Source organism: Lawsonibacter sp. (assembly GCF_022777125.1).
Classification (GTDB): Bacteria; Bacillota; Clostridia; order Oscillospirales; family Oscillospiraceae; genus Lawsonibacter_A; species Lawsonibacter_A hominis.
In genome coordinates this window covers 12,874-30,126 of record NZ_JALFGV010000070.1, presented here as the reverse complement: position 1 = coordinate 30,126, position 17,253 = coordinate 12,874, and the positions used below count along the sequence as shown (strand labels likewise).

At 64.7% G+C, this 17,253-nt stretch carries 16 protein-coding genes and 1 riboswitch; of the genes, 7 read left to right on the top strand and 9 right to left on the bottom strand.

Going from position 1 to position 17,253, the window contains the following annotated elements; genetic code table 11:
• From hpt to MR825_RS06020, 5 genes are all read left to right on the top strand, one after another.
• Complete coding sequence (hpt, locus tag MR825_RS06040; protein ID WP_186906645.1) at positions 1 to 552, top strand: hypoxanthine phosphoribosyltransferase; 552 nt, start codon at positions 1 to 3, stop codon at positions 550 to 552.
• A 76-nt stretch (positions 553 to 628) separates the two neighbouring features.
• Positions 629 to 2,530 carry an ATP-dependent zinc metalloprotease FtsH gene (gene ftsH, locus MR825_RS06035; protein WP_186906817.1) on the top strand — a complete coding sequence of 634 codons (1,902 nt, stop codon included), beginning with the start codon at positions 629 to 631 and terminating at the stop codon, positions 2,528 to 2,530.
• Positions 2,514 to 3,026 carry an O-acetyl-ADP-ribose deacetylase gene (locus MR825_RS06030; protein WP_186906644.1) on the top strand — a complete coding sequence of 171 codons (513 nt, stop codon included), beginning with the start codon at positions 2,514 to 2,516 and terminating at the stop codon, positions 3,024 to 3,026. The genes ftsH and MR825_RS06030 overlap by 17 nt, the downstream gene beginning before the upstream one ends.
• Before the next feature lie 302 nt (positions 3,027 to 3,328).
• Entirely contained in the window at positions 3,329 to 3,964 is a 636-nt protein-coding gene (locus tag MR825_RS06025) for a peptidoglycan recognition protein family protein (protein ID WP_256176477.1), read from the top strand.
• A gap of 66 nt (positions 3,965 to 4,030) precedes the next feature.
• On the top strand, positions 4,031 to 4,153 hold the full coding sequence (locus MR825_RS06020; protein WP_256176476.1) for a hypothetical protein: 123 nt from the start codon (positions 4,031 to 4,033) through the stop codon (positions 4,151 to 4,153).
• Between the two features lie 93 nt (positions 4,154 to 4,246).
• On the opposite strand, the gene MR825_RS06015 is transcribed toward MR825_RS06020, so the two are convergent.
• Positions 4,247 to 4,864, bottom strand: a complete 618-nt coding sequence (locus tag MR825_RS06015) for a TatD family nuclease-associated radical SAM protein (protein ID WP_256176475.1) — start codon at positions 4,862 to 4,864, stop codon at positions 4,247 to 4,249.
• A gap of 3 nt (positions 4,865 to 4,867) precedes the next feature.
• Positions 4,868 to 5,641 (bottom strand): TatD family hydrolase, encoded by a 774-nt coding sequence (locus MR825_RS06010; protein ID WP_256176474.1) that lies wholly within the window; start codon positions 5,639 to 5,641, stop codon positions 4,868 to 4,870.
• Between the two features lie 149 nt (positions 5,642 to 5,790).
• Positions 5,791 to 5,865, top strand: a riboswitch (Fluoride riboswitch).
• A 50-nt stretch (positions 5,866 to 5,915) separates the two neighbouring features.
• Here MR825_RS06010 and MR825_RS06005 point away from each other — a divergent pair.
• Positions 5,916 to 7,097 carry a cation:proton antiporter domain-containing protein gene (locus MR825_RS06005; protein ID WP_287879505.1) on the top strand — a complete coding sequence of 394 codons (1,182 nt, stop codon included), beginning with the start codon at positions 5,916 to 5,918 and terminating at the stop codon, positions 7,095 to 7,097.
• Positions 7,098 to 7,198: 101 nt separating this feature from the next.
• Here MR825_RS06005 and metG read toward each other — a convergent pair whose 3' ends face one another.
• Positions 7,199 to 9,148 (bottom strand): methionine--tRNA ligase, encoded by a 1,950-nt coding sequence (metG, locus tag MR825_RS06000; RefSeq protein WP_287879503.1) that lies wholly within the window; start codon positions 9,146 to 9,148, stop codon positions 7,199 to 7,201.
• Positions 9,138 to 9,986 (bottom strand): hypothetical protein, encoded by an 849-nt coding sequence (locus tag MR825_RS05995; RefSeq protein WP_186906639.1) that lies wholly within the window; start codon positions 9,984 to 9,986, stop codon positions 9,138 to 9,140. Before MR825_RS05995 ends, metG begins: the two co-directional genes overlap by 11 nt.
• 235 nt (positions 9,987 to 10,221) lie before the next feature.
• Between MR825_RS05995 and MR825_RS05990 the strand changes: the two genes are divergently transcribed.
• Positions 10,222 to 11,556: an MATE family efflux transporter gene (locus MR825_RS05990; protein WP_287879500.1), complete on the top strand. Its 1,335-nt coding sequence runs from the start codon at positions 10,222 to 10,224 to the stop codon at positions 11,554 to 11,556.
• Positions 11,557 to 11,598: 42 nt separating this feature from the next.
• Here MR825_RS05990 and MR825_RS05985 read toward each other — a convergent pair whose 3' ends face one another.
• The 5 genes from MR825_RS05985 to MR825_RS05965 all read right to left on the bottom strand — a co-directional run bounded on the left by MR825_RS05985 (position 11,599) and on the right by MR825_RS05965 (position 17,084).
• Positions 11,599 to 13,194 (bottom strand): ABC-F family ATP-binding cassette domain-containing protein, encoded by a 1,596-nt coding sequence (locus tag MR825_RS05985; protein WP_186906637.1) that lies wholly within the window; start codon positions 13,192 to 13,194, stop codon positions 11,599 to 11,601.
• Positions 13,195 to 13,265: 71 nt separating this feature from the next.
• A complete protein-coding gene (locus MR825_RS05980) occupies positions 13,266 to 14,366 on the bottom strand; it encodes a metallophosphoesterase (protein WP_186906636.1) in 1,101 nt (366 codons plus the stop codon).
• 311 nt (positions 14,367 to 14,677) lie between these two features.
• Complete coding sequence (prmA, locus tag MR825_RS05975) at positions 14,678 to 15,625, bottom strand: 50S ribosomal protein L11 methyltransferase (RefSeq protein WP_186906635.1); 948 nt, start codon at positions 15,623 to 15,625, stop codon at positions 14,678 to 14,680.
• Positions 15,625 to 16,497 (bottom strand): DegV family protein, encoded by an 873-nt coding sequence (locus tag MR825_RS05970; RefSeq protein ID WP_186906634.1) that lies wholly within the window; start codon positions 16,495 to 16,497, stop codon positions 15,625 to 15,627. The genes prmA and MR825_RS05970 overlap by 1 nt, the downstream gene beginning before the upstream one ends.
• A 20-nt stretch (positions 16,498 to 16,517) precedes the next feature.
• The gene (locus tag MR825_RS05965; RefSeq protein ID WP_186906633.1) at positions 16,518 to 17,084 is read right to left on the bottom strand and encodes a DUF1836 domain-containing protein; all 567 of its coding nucleotides are present in this window, start codon (positions 17,082 to 17,084) and stop codon (positions 16,518 to 16,520) included.
• Positions 17,085 to 17,253 lie beyond the last annotated feature (169 nt).

The following is a 17,253-nucleotide window of genomic DNA, read 5'->3' as shown; positions in this document are numbered from 1 at the left end:
ATGGAACAGATACTGGACAAAGATGTGGAACGGGTGCTGTTTTCCCAGGAGGAGCTGGCACGCCGGGTGAGCGAAATCGCCGCCGAGATCGACCGGGACTACGCCGGAAAAGAGCCGCTGCTGGTCAGCGTGCTGCGGGGGTCCTTCGTTTTTATGGCCGATCTGGTGCGGCAGATCCACCTGCCCTGCACGGTGGACTTTATGGCAGTCTCCTCCTACGGGGCAGGCACCGCCAGCTCCGGCCAGGTGAAGATCGTCAAGGACCTGTCCGAGCACATCGAGGGCAAGGACGTGATCGTGGTGGAGGATATTCTGGACAGCGGCAACACGCTGAGCTACCTGCTTCAGATCCTCCAGGCCCGCCGCCCCGCCTCGGTACGGCTGTGCACCCTGCTGGATAAGCCCTCCCGCCGCACCAAGCCGGTGGAGCTGCACTACGCGGGCTTCTCCATCCCCGACTACTTCGTGGTGGGTTACGGCCTGGATTATGCCGAAAAGTACCGCAACCTGCCTTACATAGGAGTGCTCAAGCCCTGTGTATACGAAAAATGACCGGGGCCAGGCCGGTTTTTAGCGCGCTGATTCAGCCCGGAAAGGACGTGTCCGCTGTTTGAAACGCAAAGGAAGCATGCGCGACGTGGGCTTTTATCTGCTCATCGCCGTGATCCTCTTGATGACCATCTTTGCCCTGCGCGGGGGGCTGGACGGCAGCGTCCAGACCTCTTACGGGGAGATCCGCCGCCTGCTGGAGCAGGAGCTGGTGACCCAGGTCCAGGTGGAGGACAACACCGTCACCCTCTGGCTCAAGGAGCCGGTCAACGGCCAGTCCACCATTACCTATGATGTGGCAAACCCCGACTGGTTCTACAACGACTTCAACGACCTGATCGTGCAGCAGGTGCACCGGGGCGTGATCACCGACTATAACTATCCCCAGGGCTTTGTGGCCCCGGCGTGGATGTCCTTTGTCCCCTGGATCGTGATCCTGGTGGTCTTCGGCCTGCTTTGGTACTTTGCCATCCTCCGCCAGAACGGCGGCGGGGGCGCCGGCGGGGACAAGACCGCCCGCTTCGGCCGTGCCCGCACCCGCACCGGGGCGGACGAACAGAAGAAGGTCACCTTTGACGACGTGGCCGGCGCGGAGGAGGAGAAGGGCGAGCTCCAGGAGATCGTGGAGTTCCTCAAGGACCCCAAGCGCTTTTTGGAGCTGGGCGCCCGCATCCCCAAGGGCGTGCTTTTGGTGGGCCCGCCGGGCACCGGCAAGACCCTGCTGGCTAAGGCCGTGGCCGGGGAGGCGGGGGTCCACTTCCTGTCCATCTCCGGTTCCGACTTTGTGGAGCTCTACGTGGGCGTGGGCGCCTCCCGCGTCCGGGACCTGTTCGACCAGGCCAAGAAGAACGCCCCCGCCATCGTCTTCATCGACGAGATCGACGCGGTGGGCCGCCAGCGGGGCGCGGGCCTGGGCGGCGGCCACGACGAGCGGGAGCAGACCCTCAACCAGCTGCTGGTGGAGATGGACGGCTTCGGCAACAACGAGGGCGTGGTGGTCATGGCAGCCACCAACCGGCAGGACATCCTGGACCCTGCCCTGCTGCGCCCCGGCCGGTTCGACCGGCAGGTGTATGTGGGCTATCCGGACATCAAGGGCCGGGAGGCCATTTTGAAGGTCCACGCCCGCAACAAGCCCCTGGCGGAGGACGTGGATCTGGCGGAGCTGGCCAAGGCCACCGGCGGCTTTACCGGCGCGGACCTGGAGAACCTGATGAACGAGGCCGCCCTGCTGGCCGCCCGGCGTCAGGAGCGGTTTATCCGCATGCAGGATCTGCACGAGGCGGTGATCAAGGTCATCGCCGGGCCGGAGAAGAAGAGCCGGGTGGTCATCGAGCGGGAGCGCAGGCTCACCGCCTATCATGAGGCGGGTCACGCCATCGTCATCCACGCTCTGGAGACCCAGGACCCGGTCCATCAGATCACCATCATCCCCCGGGGCATGGCGGGGGGCATGACCATCTCCCTGCCCCGGGAAGATGTGAGCTTCCAGTCCCGCCAGGCGCTCACAGAGCGCATCGCCGTCTGCCTGGGCGGCCGGGCCGCAGAGGAACTGGCCCTGGGCGACATCTCCACCGGCGCGGGCAACGACCTGCAAAAAGCCACCTCCATCGCCCGCAACATGGTCACCCGCTACGGCATGAGCGAGCGGGTGGGCAACGTGGTCTTCGACTCCGGCCACGACGAGATCTTCATCGGCCGTTCCATGGCTCAGGCCAAGAACTACTCGGAGGAAGTGGCCGCCCTCATCGACGAGGAGGTCAAGGCCCTCATCGACGGGGCCTACGCCCGCTGCAAGGAGATCCTCACCGGACAGCGGGACGCGCTGGATTTCGTGGCCGACTACCTGCTGCAGTACGAAACTATGGATGCCGCCGCCTTCGCGCTGGTGTTCACCGACCGTGCCGCCGTCCAGCCCCCCAAGGCCTTCCAGCCGGCGGCGCAGGAGGGAAAGGAGCCCCGGGATGAGCTGCCTCATTGATACCCTTCTGGGCGACATCACCCGGGTAGCGGCCGACGCCATCGTCAACGCCGCCAACTGCTCCCTGCTGGGCGGCGGCGGTGTGGACGGCGCCATCCATGCCGCCGCGGGGCCTGGCCTTCTGGCCGAGTGCCGCACCCTGAACGGCTGCGAGACCGGGCAGGCCAAGCTGACGCGGGGCTATGATCTGCCTGCCCGATACGTCATCCACACGCCCGGCCCTATCTGGCGCGGTGGGGTCTGCCGGGAGGCGGAACTGCTGGCCTCCTGCTACCGCAGCTGCATGGCGCTGGCCGGTCGGTACGGCTGTAAAAGCGTGGCCTTCCCTTCGATTTCCACCGGCGTGTATCGCTTCCCGCTGGAGCAGGCGGCCCCGATCGCCGTGGCCACGGTGCGGGACTGTCTGGCGGCAGGCTCCTGTGTGGAGCACGTCACCTTCGTCTGCTTCAGCCAGCCGGTCAAGGACGCCTACGACCGGGCGCTGGGCGCGTGTTGATATGGTAAGGAAGTCTTTTGCCGCCGCCGCGCTTGTGTTCCTGGCGTTTGCCGGGTTGCTGTATTTCAATACCGACGTCGGCACGCACAGGGCGTCGCTCTGACCTGCAGCCGCCGGCTTCCAGGCTGCTCCGTATTCGTTTGAACACAAAGGCTTCCTGTCAGTCGTAAGGCCGGCAGGAAGCTTTTGCTGTTGTATGGGTCCCGCCGTTTGGACGGTACTTTGTAAGAAAAGTTTAACACACAGACCGCCCCGGCTCTGTTATAATGCCAGGGCAAGCGCATCGAAAGGAGGGCAAGCGCATGCCTGTCGCACCCCCGCGGCCCCGCAGAAAGCAACGGCGCAGCCCCGGGCTTTTCCCCATCCTGCTGATCCTGGTGGCGGGATTGGCAGTGATCAAGTGGATCGACCCCTTTGCGTCCAGACGCTTCCCTGCCCCGGCGACCCCCGACTGGATCACGGCCGACCTGCTTCCGGTGAACCCCTATTCCCGGCCGGGGGAGCCGCTGGATACGGTAAACGGCGTGGTGGTCCATTATGTGGGCAATCCCGGCACCACCGCGGCGCAGAACCACAGTTATTTCGAAGGCCTGGCCCAGACCGGCGAGACCTATGCCAGCAGTCATTTTTTGATCGGCCTGGACGGCGAGATCCTCCTGAACGTCCCGCTGGACGAGATCGCCTACTGCTCCAACGACCGCAATGAGGACACCATCTCCATCGAATGCTGCCACCCGGACGGCACGGGCGCGTTTACCCCTGAGACCTACGACGCGCTGGTGAGGCTGGTGCGCTGGCTCATGGAGTACTATCAGCTGGAGCCGTCACAGATCCTGCGGCACTACGATGTGACCGGCAAGGCCTGCCCGCTGTACTTTGTGGACCACCCGGACGCCTGGGAGCGGTTTTTGGGCGATGTGTCCCCCGCGGAAGAATAGTCCGCTTTATCGTACATATGCTCCGTTATACTGTACTCACAACGAGACAGGAAGGAGCGCTGACCCATGGATTACGAGATCCGATTCGTGTACGGACATGTGGAGGTCTACGATCAGGCGGGCCGCTTCCGGTTCTCCGCCGACTCCGAGCGGGAGGCGCTGGAGGAACTGGAAAACGACGCGGCGTAGCAGCCTATGGCGGCGCGCCGCAACACGCAAAAACGGGCGGCCTGTGGCCGCCCGTTTTTTGAAGCCGTCCGTTTTCCCCGCGCCCGCTCTGCCCTAGTCCGGGATGTACGCCCGGATGCGCAGCTTCACGCCCAGATCCCGGGTGATCCGGCGGCAGCGCTCGATCGCCTCCGGCGTCTGATCCTTGTCCACAATGGTCATCACTACATTGGGCACGTACTCCTTGGCCTTTCCGGCAAAATCCAGCATGGCGTGCCAGGCTTTCTCCCCGTCCCTGGGACGGGTCACGGCGCAATACTCCTCCGGCGTAGAGCCGTTGAGGGAGATGGAGAGCGTATCAATGCGCCCCTGGAGCCGCGGCGTCACGTCCTGTCCCAGGATCAGGTTGGCATGGCCGTTGGTGTTGATCCGTACGGGGGGCAGACCGCTCACCCGCTTTTTCAGCTCGTCCACCAGCCAGACGATATCCTCCGTGCGGTACATGGGTTCCCCAAAGCCGCAGAAGACCAGCTCACGGTATTTGGTGAGCTCCCGCGCCAGCAGGTCCTCCAGCGCCTCCTCCCGGCTGGGTTCATGCTCCAGCCACAGATCGTCGGCATAGATGCTCCCCTTGTGCCCGTTGTGCCGCAGGCAGAACACGCAGGAGCAGTCGCAGCGGTTGGTCAGGTTCACGTACAGCGCGCCCTCATACTCGTAAGAAATGGTCTGCATCCCTTACCCCTCCCTGATTCCAAAAAATCGTTTTCCATTTTCCAGCGTGATCCGGAGGACCTCCTCCGGCGAAATGCCCCTCAGCTGGGCCACCTTCTCGGCGCAGCGCGCGATCATGGCGGAGTCGCACCGCTGTCCCCGGTGGGGCTCCGGAGCCATATAGGGGGCGTCGGTCTCCAGCATCAGCCGCTCCAGCGGCATCCACGCCGCCACCTCCGGCGCCCGCCTGGCGTTGTGGAAGGTGAGGCTGCCTGTGAAGGAGAGCATCCAGCCCCGATCCAGCAGCACCCTGGCGTCCTCCAGGCTGCCGGAGTAGCAGTGGAACACCCCCCGGGCGTTGGGGTGGGCCCGCACCAGATCCAGACAGTCCCTGTGGGCGTCCCGGTCATGGACGATGACGGGCAGATCCAGCTCCTCCGCCAGGGAGAGCTGGGCGTCGAAAAAGTCCCGGGAGCGCTTGCGCGCCTCGGGCGTTTTGACCCAGTAATAATCCAGGCCGACCTCCCCCACCGCCACCACTCTGGGGTGGGCGCACAGGGCCTTCACCCCGTCCAGCTCCGCCAGGGCGACCCCCTCCAGATTTTCCGGGTGGATGCCCGCCGCGGCATAGAGGTAGTCATAACGCTCGGCCAGCGACACACAGGCGCGGGAGGAGCCCAGGTCGCAGCCGGGACAGACCACCAGCGCCACGCCACGCCCGGGCAGCGCGGACAGCAGCGCGTCCCGGTCGGCGTCAAAGGCCTCGTCGTAATAGTGGGCGTGGGTATCAAAGATCATGGGCGTTTCCTCGTTTCCAACGGCGTCTTTCGGGCGGCCGGCCGCCGCCGTTTTTTCTTCCGCTCTATCATACTCCATCCGGGGCAAAGCTGCAAGTGCATCTCACGCGGCCCGGTTGACAACGGCGGGGGCCTGTGGTATCATAGCCCTCAGATCACGGGAATGAGGTTCTCCCGGGGCCGCAAGGCCCGAACCGCCGTCCGGCTGATGACTTCTGCACGTTTTGCAGGGGGCATTGGCTTTTTTTCTGCCCTCTGGAAGGGATGGAACCAAAATGCTGACCAGTATCGCACTGCTCTGGCTGCTGGGCATGGCCCTGGGAGCCGCGGCCCGGAAGCTGCACCTGCCCGCCCTGGTGGGGATGCTCCTGGCGGGGATCCTGCTGGGCCCCTTCGGGGCGGACCTGCTCTCGCCCGCCCTGCTGAGCGTCTCCGCCGACCTGCGGCGGCTGGCGCTGATCCTCATCCTGCTCCGGGCCGGACTGTCGCTGGACCTGGGGAGCCTGCGGCGCTCCGGCCGGAGCGCCGTGCTCCTGTGCTTTCTGCCCGCCGCCTGCGAGGTGCTGGGCATGGTCCTGCTGGCCCCCCGGCTGCTGGGGGTGTCCGTATTGGACGCCGCCATCCTGGGCGCGGTGGTGGGGGCGGTGTCCCCCGCCGTCATCGTGCCCCGGATGCTCGACCTGATGGAGGCGGGCTACGGGACGGAGCAGGGCATCCCGCAGATGGTATTGGCGGGGGCGTCGGTGGACGACGTATTCGTGGTGGTCCTCTTTTCTTCCTTCACCGGTATGGCCTCCGGCGGACGCTTTTCCCCGGCCGCTCTGGCCGGGGTGCCGGTCTCCATCCTGCTGGGGGCGGCCCTGGGCCTGGGTCTGGGCGGCCTGCTGGCCCGCTTTTTTGCCCGTTTCCCGCTGCGGGATTCCGCGAAAGCCATCCTTCTGCTCGCCCTGTCCATTTTGCTGACGGCCCTGGAGGACCGTCTGGGCAGCCGGGTCCCCTTCTCCGGCCTGCTGGCGGTGCTGGGGACCGGGTTGGGCCTGTACCGCCGGCAGCCGGCGGCGGCCCAGCGGCTGGCCGCCAAATTCGGCAGGCTCTGGGTAGCCGCGGAGATATTGCTGTTTGCCCTGGTGGGCGCGCAGCTGAACCTGGAGTATGCCGCCGCTTCCGGCCGGACGGCGGTGCTCCTGGTGCTGGGCGCCCTCTGCTTCCGGGCGCTCGGGGTGCTGCTGTGTATGGCGGGCAGCCCGCTGAATCCGAAGGAGCGGCTCTTTGCCGTGCTGGCCTACCTGCCCAAAGCCACCGTGCAGGCCGCTATCGGCGGGGTTCCGCTGGCCATGGGGCTCTCCTGCGGGCAGGTCGTGCTGACGGTAGCGGTGATCGCGATCCTGCTCACCGCGCCGCTGGGCGCCTTCGCCATCGACGTAAGCTATCGCCGCCTGCTGCGGCGGGCCGGCTGATCCCCGTCACAGAAGCCCATGCACAAAGCGCAAGGCGGAGCGTCCAAAGGGACGCTCCGCCTGAGGCTGTTTCTTGGTTTTGGTCCGGGGCCGCTCCCCGTTCAGCACAGGCCGTAGCCGGCGGGGACCTGGTCGTCCAGCATCAGCAGATGGAGCTTCTCGCTCCCATCCGGCTCTTCCTTTACCGCGGAGATGAGCATACCGTTGGACTCCAGCCCCATCATCTTCCGGGGCGCCAGATTGGTGCAGGCCACCACGGTCTTGCCCACCAGTTCCTCAGGCTCATAGTATTCGTGGATGCCGGAGAGGATCTGCCGGGGCGCCGCTTCGCCGCAGTCCAGCGTAAAGCGCAGCAGCTTTTTGCTCTTCTTCACCGCCTCGCAGGCGAGGACCTTGGCGGTGACAAACCGCACCTTGCTAAAATCGTCGATGGTGATATACTCCGGGGCCGTTTCTTCCGCGGGAGCGGCGGCCTTGGTGGCTTCTTCCAACTCCTTCAGCTCCTTTTCCAGGTCGATGCGGGGGAACAGGTTCTCTCCCTTGGCGATGGGCGCGTCCGGGGGCAGCAGGCCCCACTGGGCGGCGGAGTCCCAGGTACACACCTCCGGGGCCGCGCCGATCTGTGCGAAGATCTTTGCGCAGGTCTCGGGCATGAAAGGGGTCAGGAGGATGGCGGAAATACGCACGCACTCCAGCAGGTTGTATAGCACCCGGGCCAGGCGGGGGCGCTGCGCCTCCTCCCGGGCCAGCACCCAGGGCTTGTTCTCGTCGATATACTTGTTGGCCCGGCCAATGAGCTTGAAGACTTCCGCCAGACCGTTCTGGAAGGCGTAGTGTTCCATCTGCCCTTCGTAGGCGTCCCGCAGGCCCCGGGCCATAGCCTCCAGTTCGCCGTCCAGGGCGGGGTCGGCCTCCTGCTCCCCGGGCAGGGTGGGCCCGAAGTACTTGCCCACCATGGCGGTGGTGCGGCTGACCAGATTGCCCAGGTCGTTGGCCAGGTCGGTGTTGATGCGGCCGATGAGGGCCTCGTTGGAGAAGTTGCCGTCGGTGCCGAAGGGGAACTCCCGCAGCAGGAAGTAGCGCAGGGCGTCCACCCCGTAGCGCTCGGAGAGCAGGTAGGGATCCACCACATTGCCCTTGGACTTGCTCATCTTGCCGCCGTCCAGCAGCAGCCAGCCGTGGCCGTATACCTTTTGGGGCAGGGGCAGGTCCAGCGCCATCAGCAGGGCGGGCCAGATGATGGAGTGGAAGCGCACGATCTCCTTGCCCACAAAGTGTACGTCGGCGGGCCAGAAGTCGTCATAGTCGTCGTACTTGGCGTTCTCATAGCCCAGGGCGTTGATATAGTTGGTCAGGGCGTCCACCCACACGTACACCACGTGCTTGGGGTCAAAGCTGACGGGGATGCCCCAGGTGAAGGAGGTGCGGGAGACGCACAGGTCCTCCAGGCCCGGGTCGATGAAGTTGTTGACCATCTCGTTGACCCGGCTGCGGGGCTCCAGAAAGTCGGTGTTCACCAGCAGGTCACGCACCCGGTCGGCGTACTTGGACAGGCGGAAGAAATAGGCCTCCTCCTCCGCGTCCCTGACCGCACGCCCGCAGTCGGGACACTTGCCGTCCACCAGCTGAGTCTCGGTCCAGAAGGCCTCGCAGTCGGTGCAGTACTTGCCCACATACTTGCCCTTGTAGATATCACCCTGGTCGTAGAGCTGCTTGAAGATCTTCTGTACCGACTCCACATGGTAGTCGTCGGTGGTGCGGATGAAGCGGGTGTTGGAGATGTTCATCAGCTTCCACAGATCCAGCACGCCCCGGGGACCCTTGACGATGTTGTCCACATACTGCTGGGGGGTAACGCCGGCGGCCTTGGCCTTCTGCTCGATCTTCTGGCCGTGCTCGTCGGTGCCCGTGAGGAACATCACCTCATAGCCCTGCAGGCGCTTGTAGCGGGCCATGGCGTCGGCGGCCACGGTACAGTAGGCGTGGCCGATGTGCAGCTTGTCCGAAGGGTAATAGATCGGGGTGGTGATATAAAATGTCTTACGGTTCATCAGGCGTTTCCTCCGTTTCTTCCTCTTCTGCGGCTTTTTCCGCCTCCGGCGGGTCCATAGGCGCTCCCGGCCGCCGGGCCGCGTTGTGCAGCAGGACCGCGGTGGAGGAGAGCAGATAGACAACGGCAAAGCCGTACAGCAGCGTGGTCGCCGGGTCGTGGCCGTCCGCCAGGGTGACCAAGGAGAAATAGACCCCCAGCAGGGAGAACAGGACGGCCCGGAAGGGCTTGCCCCGTTCGAAGGAGAACCCGGCGTTGAAGTACAGCCCCAGCAGAACGGCAATGATCGCAAACAGCTCGTAGATATAATCCAGCTGCACCGGGTCCCCGGCCCGCACCTGATAGGCGGCAATGAGCCACACGCAGCCGGTATAGGCGGGCATGAGCAGGGTAAAGTTGTACTTGCCCTTTCCCTCGCCCCGGAAATTGTTCCGGGTGGTGGCGACCACGCAGGCGAAGGACGCCACGCACAGCGCCGCCAGGATCAGCCGGGTGACCACCGTGTTCTCCCGGCGCAGGAAGGAGAGCACCATCCCGCCCGCCGCCGCCAGCAGCAGGAAGGCGGAGAGGATCATGGCCGTGGCGTACAGGGTGTTCCCCTTGGCCTGGAAGGCCTGATCGTACCCGCCGGCAAAATCGGGGTACTTGCCGCGGCACAGGAGCACCAGCGCTGCGGCCAGGGCTGCGGACAGGGCGATCAGGGCCCAGGTTGCGGGCGAGCCGGGGATGTGCAGGCCGGTGTCCGGCTCGAAGGCCGTGGCCAGCTCCCACCGCCGCAGCAGAAAACCCGCCGCGCCCACCGCCACAGTGGCCGCGGGCAGAACGATCTCTTTTCGCATGGAATTGTCAGCATCCTTTCGGGATGGATTCGGACGCGCGCCGTCTTTTTCGCTCGCCCCCAGGGGACAAAAAATGGGCGGAACCGAACGGATCACAGCCGCTATGCGGCTATTATACCACTGTTTTCCGGAAAGCGCACGGAAATTCTGGCGCTCCCTGAAAACAAATGGTACAATACAAAAGCGGCGTGCAGAGGTCTGCCGCCCACACATCCTAACGCAGCAGGAGGCCGCTATGCACACCGATCTGACGCAAGGAAGCGTCACCCGTTCCATGCTCGGCTTCGCCTGGCCGCTGATCCTGGGCAATCTGCTTCAGCAGCTGTACAATGTAGCCGACACGCTGATCGTAGGCCGGTTTTTGGGCGCCGGGGCGCTGGCCGCCGTAGGTTCTTCCTTCACCCTGATGACCTTTCTCACCTCTGTGCTGCTGGGCCTGTGCATGGGCAGCGGCGCGGTGTTCTCCCTCCTCTGGGGCGCGCGGAAGGAGGAGGAGCTCAAGGCCAGCCTGTTCGTCTCCTTCCTTCTGGTGGGCGCGGCGACCCTGGCGGTGGCCGCGCTGGCGCTGGGCCTGCTCCAGCCGATCCTCACGGCCCTGAAGATCCCCGGCGAGATCCGCGCCGAGATGGCCGCTTACCTGCGCATCATTTTTCTGGGTCTGGGGTTCGCCTTTGTGTACAACTACATGGCCGCGCTGCTGCGTTCCCTGGGCAATGCGGTGCTCCCGCTGCTCATGCTGGGCGGCGCGGCGCTGCTGAACGTCGCCCTGGACCTGTTTTTCGTGCTGGTCCTGGGGCTCGGGGTCCCGGGGACCGCCCTGGCCACCGTCCTTGCCCAGGGGGCGTCAGCGGCGGGCCTGAGCGTCTGCTGCCTGAAATGGGCCCCGCAGCTGCGCCCGCAGCGGCGGCACTGCCGTTTCCGGCGGGATATCGCACGGAGGATCGCCGGCTATTCCATCCTGACCTGCCTGCAGCAGTCGGTGATGAATTTCGGCATCCTTATGATCCAGGGGCTGGTAAACTCCTTCGGAGTCAATGTTATGGCGGCCTTCGCCGCGGCGGTGAAGATCGACGCCTTCGCCTACATGCCGGTCCAGGATTTCGGCAACGCCTTTTCCACCTTCATCGCCCAGAACTACGGCGCGGGGGAGACCGGCCGCATCCGCCGGGGCATCCGTTCCGGTACGGTCACCGCGCTGGCCTTCTGCGTTGTCAGCTCCGCCGTGGTGGCGGGGTTCGCCCCGGCCTTGATGGGGCTTTTCGTCCCGCCGGAGGAGACGGAGATCCTGGCCGTGGGCGTGGAGTATCTGCGCATCGAGGGCGTCTGCTACTGCGGTATCGGATGTCTGTTTCTGCTCTACGGGCTCTACCGGGCCATCGGGCGCCCCGGCCTGTCGCTGGTGCTCACCGTCATCTCCCTGGGTACCCGGGTGGTCCTGGCCTATGCCCTGGCCCCCCTCCCCGCCTTCGGCCTGAAGGCGATCTGGTGGGCCATCCCCATCGGCTGGGGCCTGGCCGATCTGACGGGCTTTCTGTGGTACCGGTTTGTGGTGCTGCGCAGGGGGATCTAGTCCGGCCGCGCCTGTGCGCCCCGGGAACGCCCCCTCACCCGCTCACGCCTGGGCGGTGCTCTCCAGATACTCGTCGTAGGTCATCTTCCGGTCGATCAGCTTGCCGTCACGGGTGAAGTCGAACACCCGGTTGGCCACGGTCTGGACCAGCTGATGGTCGTGGGAGGAGAAGAGCACATTGCACTTGACCGCCTCCAGGCCGTTGTTCAGCGCGGCGATGGACTCCAGATCCAGGTGGTTGGTGGGCTGATCCAGCAGCAGCACGTTGGCCCCGGAGAGCATCATGCGGGAGAGCATGCACCGCACCTTCTCTCCGCCGGAGAGGACCTTGACGGGCTTGTACACCTCATCCCCTGAGAACAGCATCCGGCCCAAAAAGCCCCGGAGATACGCCTCGTGGGGGTCGGAGGACCACTGGCGCAGCCATTCCACCAGATTGTCGTCGCAGTCCTTGAAAAACTCGGTGTTGTCCTTGGGGAAGTAGGAGAAGGTGGCGGTCTGGCCCCACTTGACGGTGCCCTCGTCGGGCTCCAGCTCGCCGGTGAGGATCTTGAACAGGGCGGTATGGGCGTTTTCGTTGTCCCCCACGAAGGCGATCTTGTCCCCGTGGCCCACGATGAAGCTCACCTTGTCCAGCACCTTCACCCCGTCGATGGTCTTGCTCACGTCGGTGACGAAGAGGATATCCTTCCCCACCTCCCGGTCGGGCGCGAACGCCACCCAGGGGTAGCGGCGGGAGGAGGCGGGGATCTCCTCCAGGCTGATCTTCTCCAGCAGCTTGCGCCGGGCTGTGGCCTGCTTGCTCTTGGACTTGTTGGCGGAAAAGCGGGAGATGAACTCCTTGAGCTCCTGGGCCTTCTCCTCGTTCTTCTTGTTCTGGTTCTTCATCAGGTTCTGCATCAGCTGGGAGGCATCGTACCAGAAGTCGTAGTTGCCCACGTACATCTTGATCTTGTTGTAGTCGATGTCCACGATGTGGGTGCAGATGGTATTGAGGAAGTGCCGGTCATGGCTGACCACGATGACGGTACCGGGAAAATCCAGCAGGAAATCCTCCAGCCAGTTCACCGCGTTGATGTCCAGGTTGTTGGTGGGCTCGTCCAGCAGCAGGATGTCGGGGCTGCCGAACAGCGCCTGGGCCAGCAGGACCTTCACCTTCAGGCGGGCGTCCAGGGTGGACATGTCATTGTAATGCAGCTCCACGCCGATGCCCAGCCCCTGCAGGATGCGGGACGCGTCGGATTCGGCCTCCCAGCCGCCCAGCTCGGCGAACTCCTCCTCCAGCAGGCAGGCCTGGATCCCGTCCTCCTCCGTCATCTCCTCTTTGGCGTAGAGCGCGTCTTTCTCCTTGCCGATCTCGTACAGACGCTGGTTGCCCATGATGACCGTATCCATCACGTTGTAGGCGTCGTAGGCGTTCTGGTCCTGTTTGAGGACCGACATGCGGGTTTTGGGCAGGATGGAGACCTCGCCGGAGGTGGGCTCCAGGTCGCCGGAGAGGATCTTCAGGAAGGTGGACTTGCCCGCGCCGTTGGCGCCGATGATGCCGTAGCAGTTGCCCTTGACGAACTGAAGGTCCACATGGGAAAAGAGGGGCTGTCCGCTGTATTGGAGGCCCAGGTCGGAAACAGTGATCATGTCTTACTCCTTATCGCAAACTGATAAAATCGAAATTTAGCCCAAATAGTATATCACAAAAGGGCGGTAAATCAAGCCAAACGGCCGAAATACCAGCCGGTGGCGCCGTTTTTCTTCACCAGCGCCCGGTCGGAGAGCCGCCGCACCACCGAAAGGCGGTCTCCCGCAGCGATCTGCGGACGGTAGTCGGTGGAGTCCTGACAACGGAGCACCCCCTGGTCCTCATAGAGGTAATCGGTGAGCACCTCCAGCACCCGGCCGCTCTCCAGATGGCGGCAGCGGGAGAGCTCCGCGCCCCGCTCCAGCACCTCCACCCGGTTGCGGCCCCAGCGGATGTTGACGGAGTCGCCGCCGGCCGTCTGTGGGTCCAGGGCCGTGGCCTTGGGCAGGCCGTCGTAGCTGTACCAGGAAAAGGCCCCGCCCGCCGTCCGGGGCAGCACCAGGGCGTTGAGCTGTCCGTCCAGCTTGAGCACGCAGCCCCCGTCGATGCTGGCGATGTGCCGCTCCCGCTCCAGCAGGGGGGCGGCCGAGGGGATGTGCGGATCGTAGAGGGTCACGGGCCAGTGCCCCACCACGCACCAGCGGCGGAAGGCGTGCCCCTGGGCGAGAAATTCGTCGTTTTTCATGCAGGACCAGGCCTCCAGCTCCTCCAGCCCCGTTTCTCCCGGCACGCCGCCGTGGACGAACAGGTAGTCCGGGGTCTCCAGGATGACGGGCATGGCCGAAAGGAAGGCCAGTTCCGGCGCAAAGTGCCGGCGCAGCACCGCGCGCAGGGCAGGCAGCTCTTCCTGCGCGCGCAGCGGGAACCCCGCGGCACGGCCCATCTGGCAGATCAGGCTGCGCTCGCCCCACACCTTCAGGTAGTGCCGGTAGAAGGCCGGTCCGATCTCTCCGTCGGCGCGGGTGAAATCCTCCACCAGATTGTCGCAGTTGCCCCGCAGGGCGTAGACCGTGCGCGTCCGGGCCAGCTCCATGACGTAGCGCAGGGTGGCCAGGCTGTCCGGTCCCTTTTCCACCAGATCCCCCACCAGCACCAGAATATCGTCTTCCCCGTAGCCCGCCTTGTCCAGCACGCCCCGCAGGAAGGGCAGGTTGCCGTGGACGTCGCTGATGGCCAGCACCCGGCGGTCTTGGGGGAAGTCGGTATGCACTACTGTCGCTTTTCGTTCCATGGGAGCACCTCGCAGTTGATGTGGGATTGGGCGTATCATTTCTATTTTATCACGTGCGGGGGAAAATGTCACCACGAACTGCCCGCAAAAAGGGCACGCAAAAAGGGGACGGGGCGATCCGATCCGGAAGGCCCCGTCCCGCTTTTAGAATCTGTATTCTTAGGCAGAACGAAGTGGCTGGGGGCGGGATTTTGCTGCCGGACAAGGCGATTGGTCGCCGCCATACTCTTTGTGTACGGCAAGCAAAAGCAACGCAGTATGGCGGGAAAAGACCCGGCCAGACGCTGCGGGAGGCTTATGGATACCGCTTCTTATTGCCGCACCCGGGCGGCAAAGGCCACCCAGCCGTTCTGCTCCCGCTTTTCCATGCACTCCAGTCCGCTGCGCTCCAGGGCGGCGGCCACCTCGCCGGAGCGGGTGTCGATGATGCCGGAGCACAGGAACACCCCGCCGGGGGCCAGGAAGCGATGGACCTGGGCGGAGAGGGGGATGATCACATCGGCGACGATATTGGCCAGCACCAGGGCGTAATCCCCGGTGGACAGCTCCTCCACCAGCGCCGGATCGGAGAGCACGTTGCCCGCGCGGACGGTGTAGCGGTCCCGCCCGATGCCGTTCATGGCGGCATTCTCATAGGCCACGTCCACCGCCTTGGGGTCGATATCCACCGCCGCCGCCCGGGACGCCCCCAGCACCAGGGCGGCGATGGACAGGATGCCGCTGCCGCAGCCCAGGTCCAGCACCGGCTTTCCCGGCGCCGCATACCGCTCCAGTCCCGCCAGGCACAGCTGGGTGGAGGCATGGCTGCCGGTCCCGAAGGTGAGGCCGGGGTTCAGATACAGCGCCGCCTTGCCCGGCGGCACCGGTTCGTCCCGCTCCCACTCGGGCACGATATACAGCCGCTCCCCCACGCTCATGGGCTTATAGTACTTCTGCCAGCTGTGGGCCCAGTCGTTCTCCCCCAGGCTGGCGGCGCGGTACGGCGTCTTGACGCCCTCCAGCCACTGCTCCAGCTGCCTGCGGCCATCCGCGTCGTCGGTGACATAGAGCTTGACCCGGCACACGCCCTTCATGCGCTCCAGCAGCGCGTCGTCCACGTAATCCCAATACGGACGGTTCTGCTCCAAAAACGACTTGAAGTCCGCTTCGTCTTCGATGGCCATCCCCGTCACACCATTGGCGGTGAGCCGGGCGCACAGTCCGTCCAGCTCCTCCCGGTTGGTATCCAGGACGACCTCCAGCCATTTGACCGCATCCATCAGCGGCGGCTCCCCAGGAAGAACAGGGCCACGGTGCCCGGGCCGGAGTGGGCGCCGATCACGGGCCCCACGTTGCCCAGCAGCACGGTCTTTACCCCCAGGCGGATCTTCACGTCGTCGGCCACCTTCTGGGCATCGGCTTCACAGTCCCCATGACTGATAAAGACGATCTGCTCCGCCGGGTCGAGCGCAGTTTCCGCCATATGGTCTACCAGCGCCTTCAGGGAGGCGCTGCGGCCCCGGGCCGTGCCCACCTTCACCAGGCGTCCCTCATCGTCCACGTGCATGACCGGCTTGATGGAGAGCATGGTGCCCAGTACGGCGGTGGCGGCGGATACCCGGCCGCCCCGCTTGAGAAAATGCAGATCATCCACCGTAAACCAGTGGCACAGGTGCAGCTTGTTGGCCTCCACCCAGTCCCGCACCGCCTCAATGCTCTCCCCCCGCGCCTTGTGCTGGGCCGCGTGCCAGAGCAGCAGGCCCTGGCCCAGGGAGGCGCACAGCGTATCCACCACGTACACCTTGCGCTCGGGGTACTTCTCTCCCAGCTCCTGTGCGGCGATTTGGGCGGAATGGCAGGTGGCCGACAGGGCCGAGGAAAAGGCCAGCACCAGCACGTCCTTGCCCGCCTGGAGCAGGGGTTCCATCTTCTCCGTAAAGTCGGAGATGTTCACGGCGGAGGTGGTCGCCATCTCGCCCTCCCGCAGCAGGCGGTAGAACGCCTTGGCGGACATCTCCCGGTTGTCGGGGTAGTTGAACAGGGTCTTCCCCTTGATGGTAAAGGACAGGGGAAGCACCTCCACCCCCATCTCCCGCATCAGCTTGTCGGTCAAGTCGGCCGAGGAATCGGTCAACAGCACGTAATCGCTCATCGCTTCAAATCCTCCCGTATTCATTCCGGACGCTCGTCCCGGTCTTTCTTCCTTCTGGTCTTTTCGGGCTTGACGGCGGGCGCGCTGGCATGCCGGCGCAGGATCTCCAGCACGCGCTCGCAGGCCAGCTTGTCGGCATAGCTGCGCAGGGCCAGGGCCAGGGCCAGCCGGGGCAGATCCTCCTCGTCGGTCCCCGCGTCCAGGCAGCCCGCCGTTACATCCAGGGCCCGGTCCAGCTCCTGCCGGAACAGCTCGTAGAGCCCTTCGGGCTCCCGCCCCTCCCGGGCGGCGGCCAGCAGGGCGCCCGCGTCCTTCACGGAGAGCACCTGCTTAAGGGCGCAGATCGCGGTCAGGTAAGCCAGATGGGTACGGGAGTACCGCTTCCCGTCGGCCCGGGGCAGGGCCCCGTCCTTGATATAATTGTTCACCATGGCGGAGGTAAGCGCCTCCCCCTCTCCGTAATGGATCAGCTGCCGGGGCATGTACGAGATGAGCTGGTCCATATACAGCCCGATATCCGGCAGGGCGTCCCACTCCGCGGGCCGCTCCTGCTCCAGCCGTTCCTGCAGGGTGCGGATCTCTTCCAAGACGCCGCCTCCTTTCTGGTTTCTAAAACCATATCACAAAATATTTGTGTTATTATACCACATCGGGAGCAGATAAGTAAAGCCAATCTCCACTTGAAACAGGCCGTTTTTAGTCACATAACAAGATTATGTGAGAAACGCGCCCCGATTCCGTTCTGCCAAAGCGCAA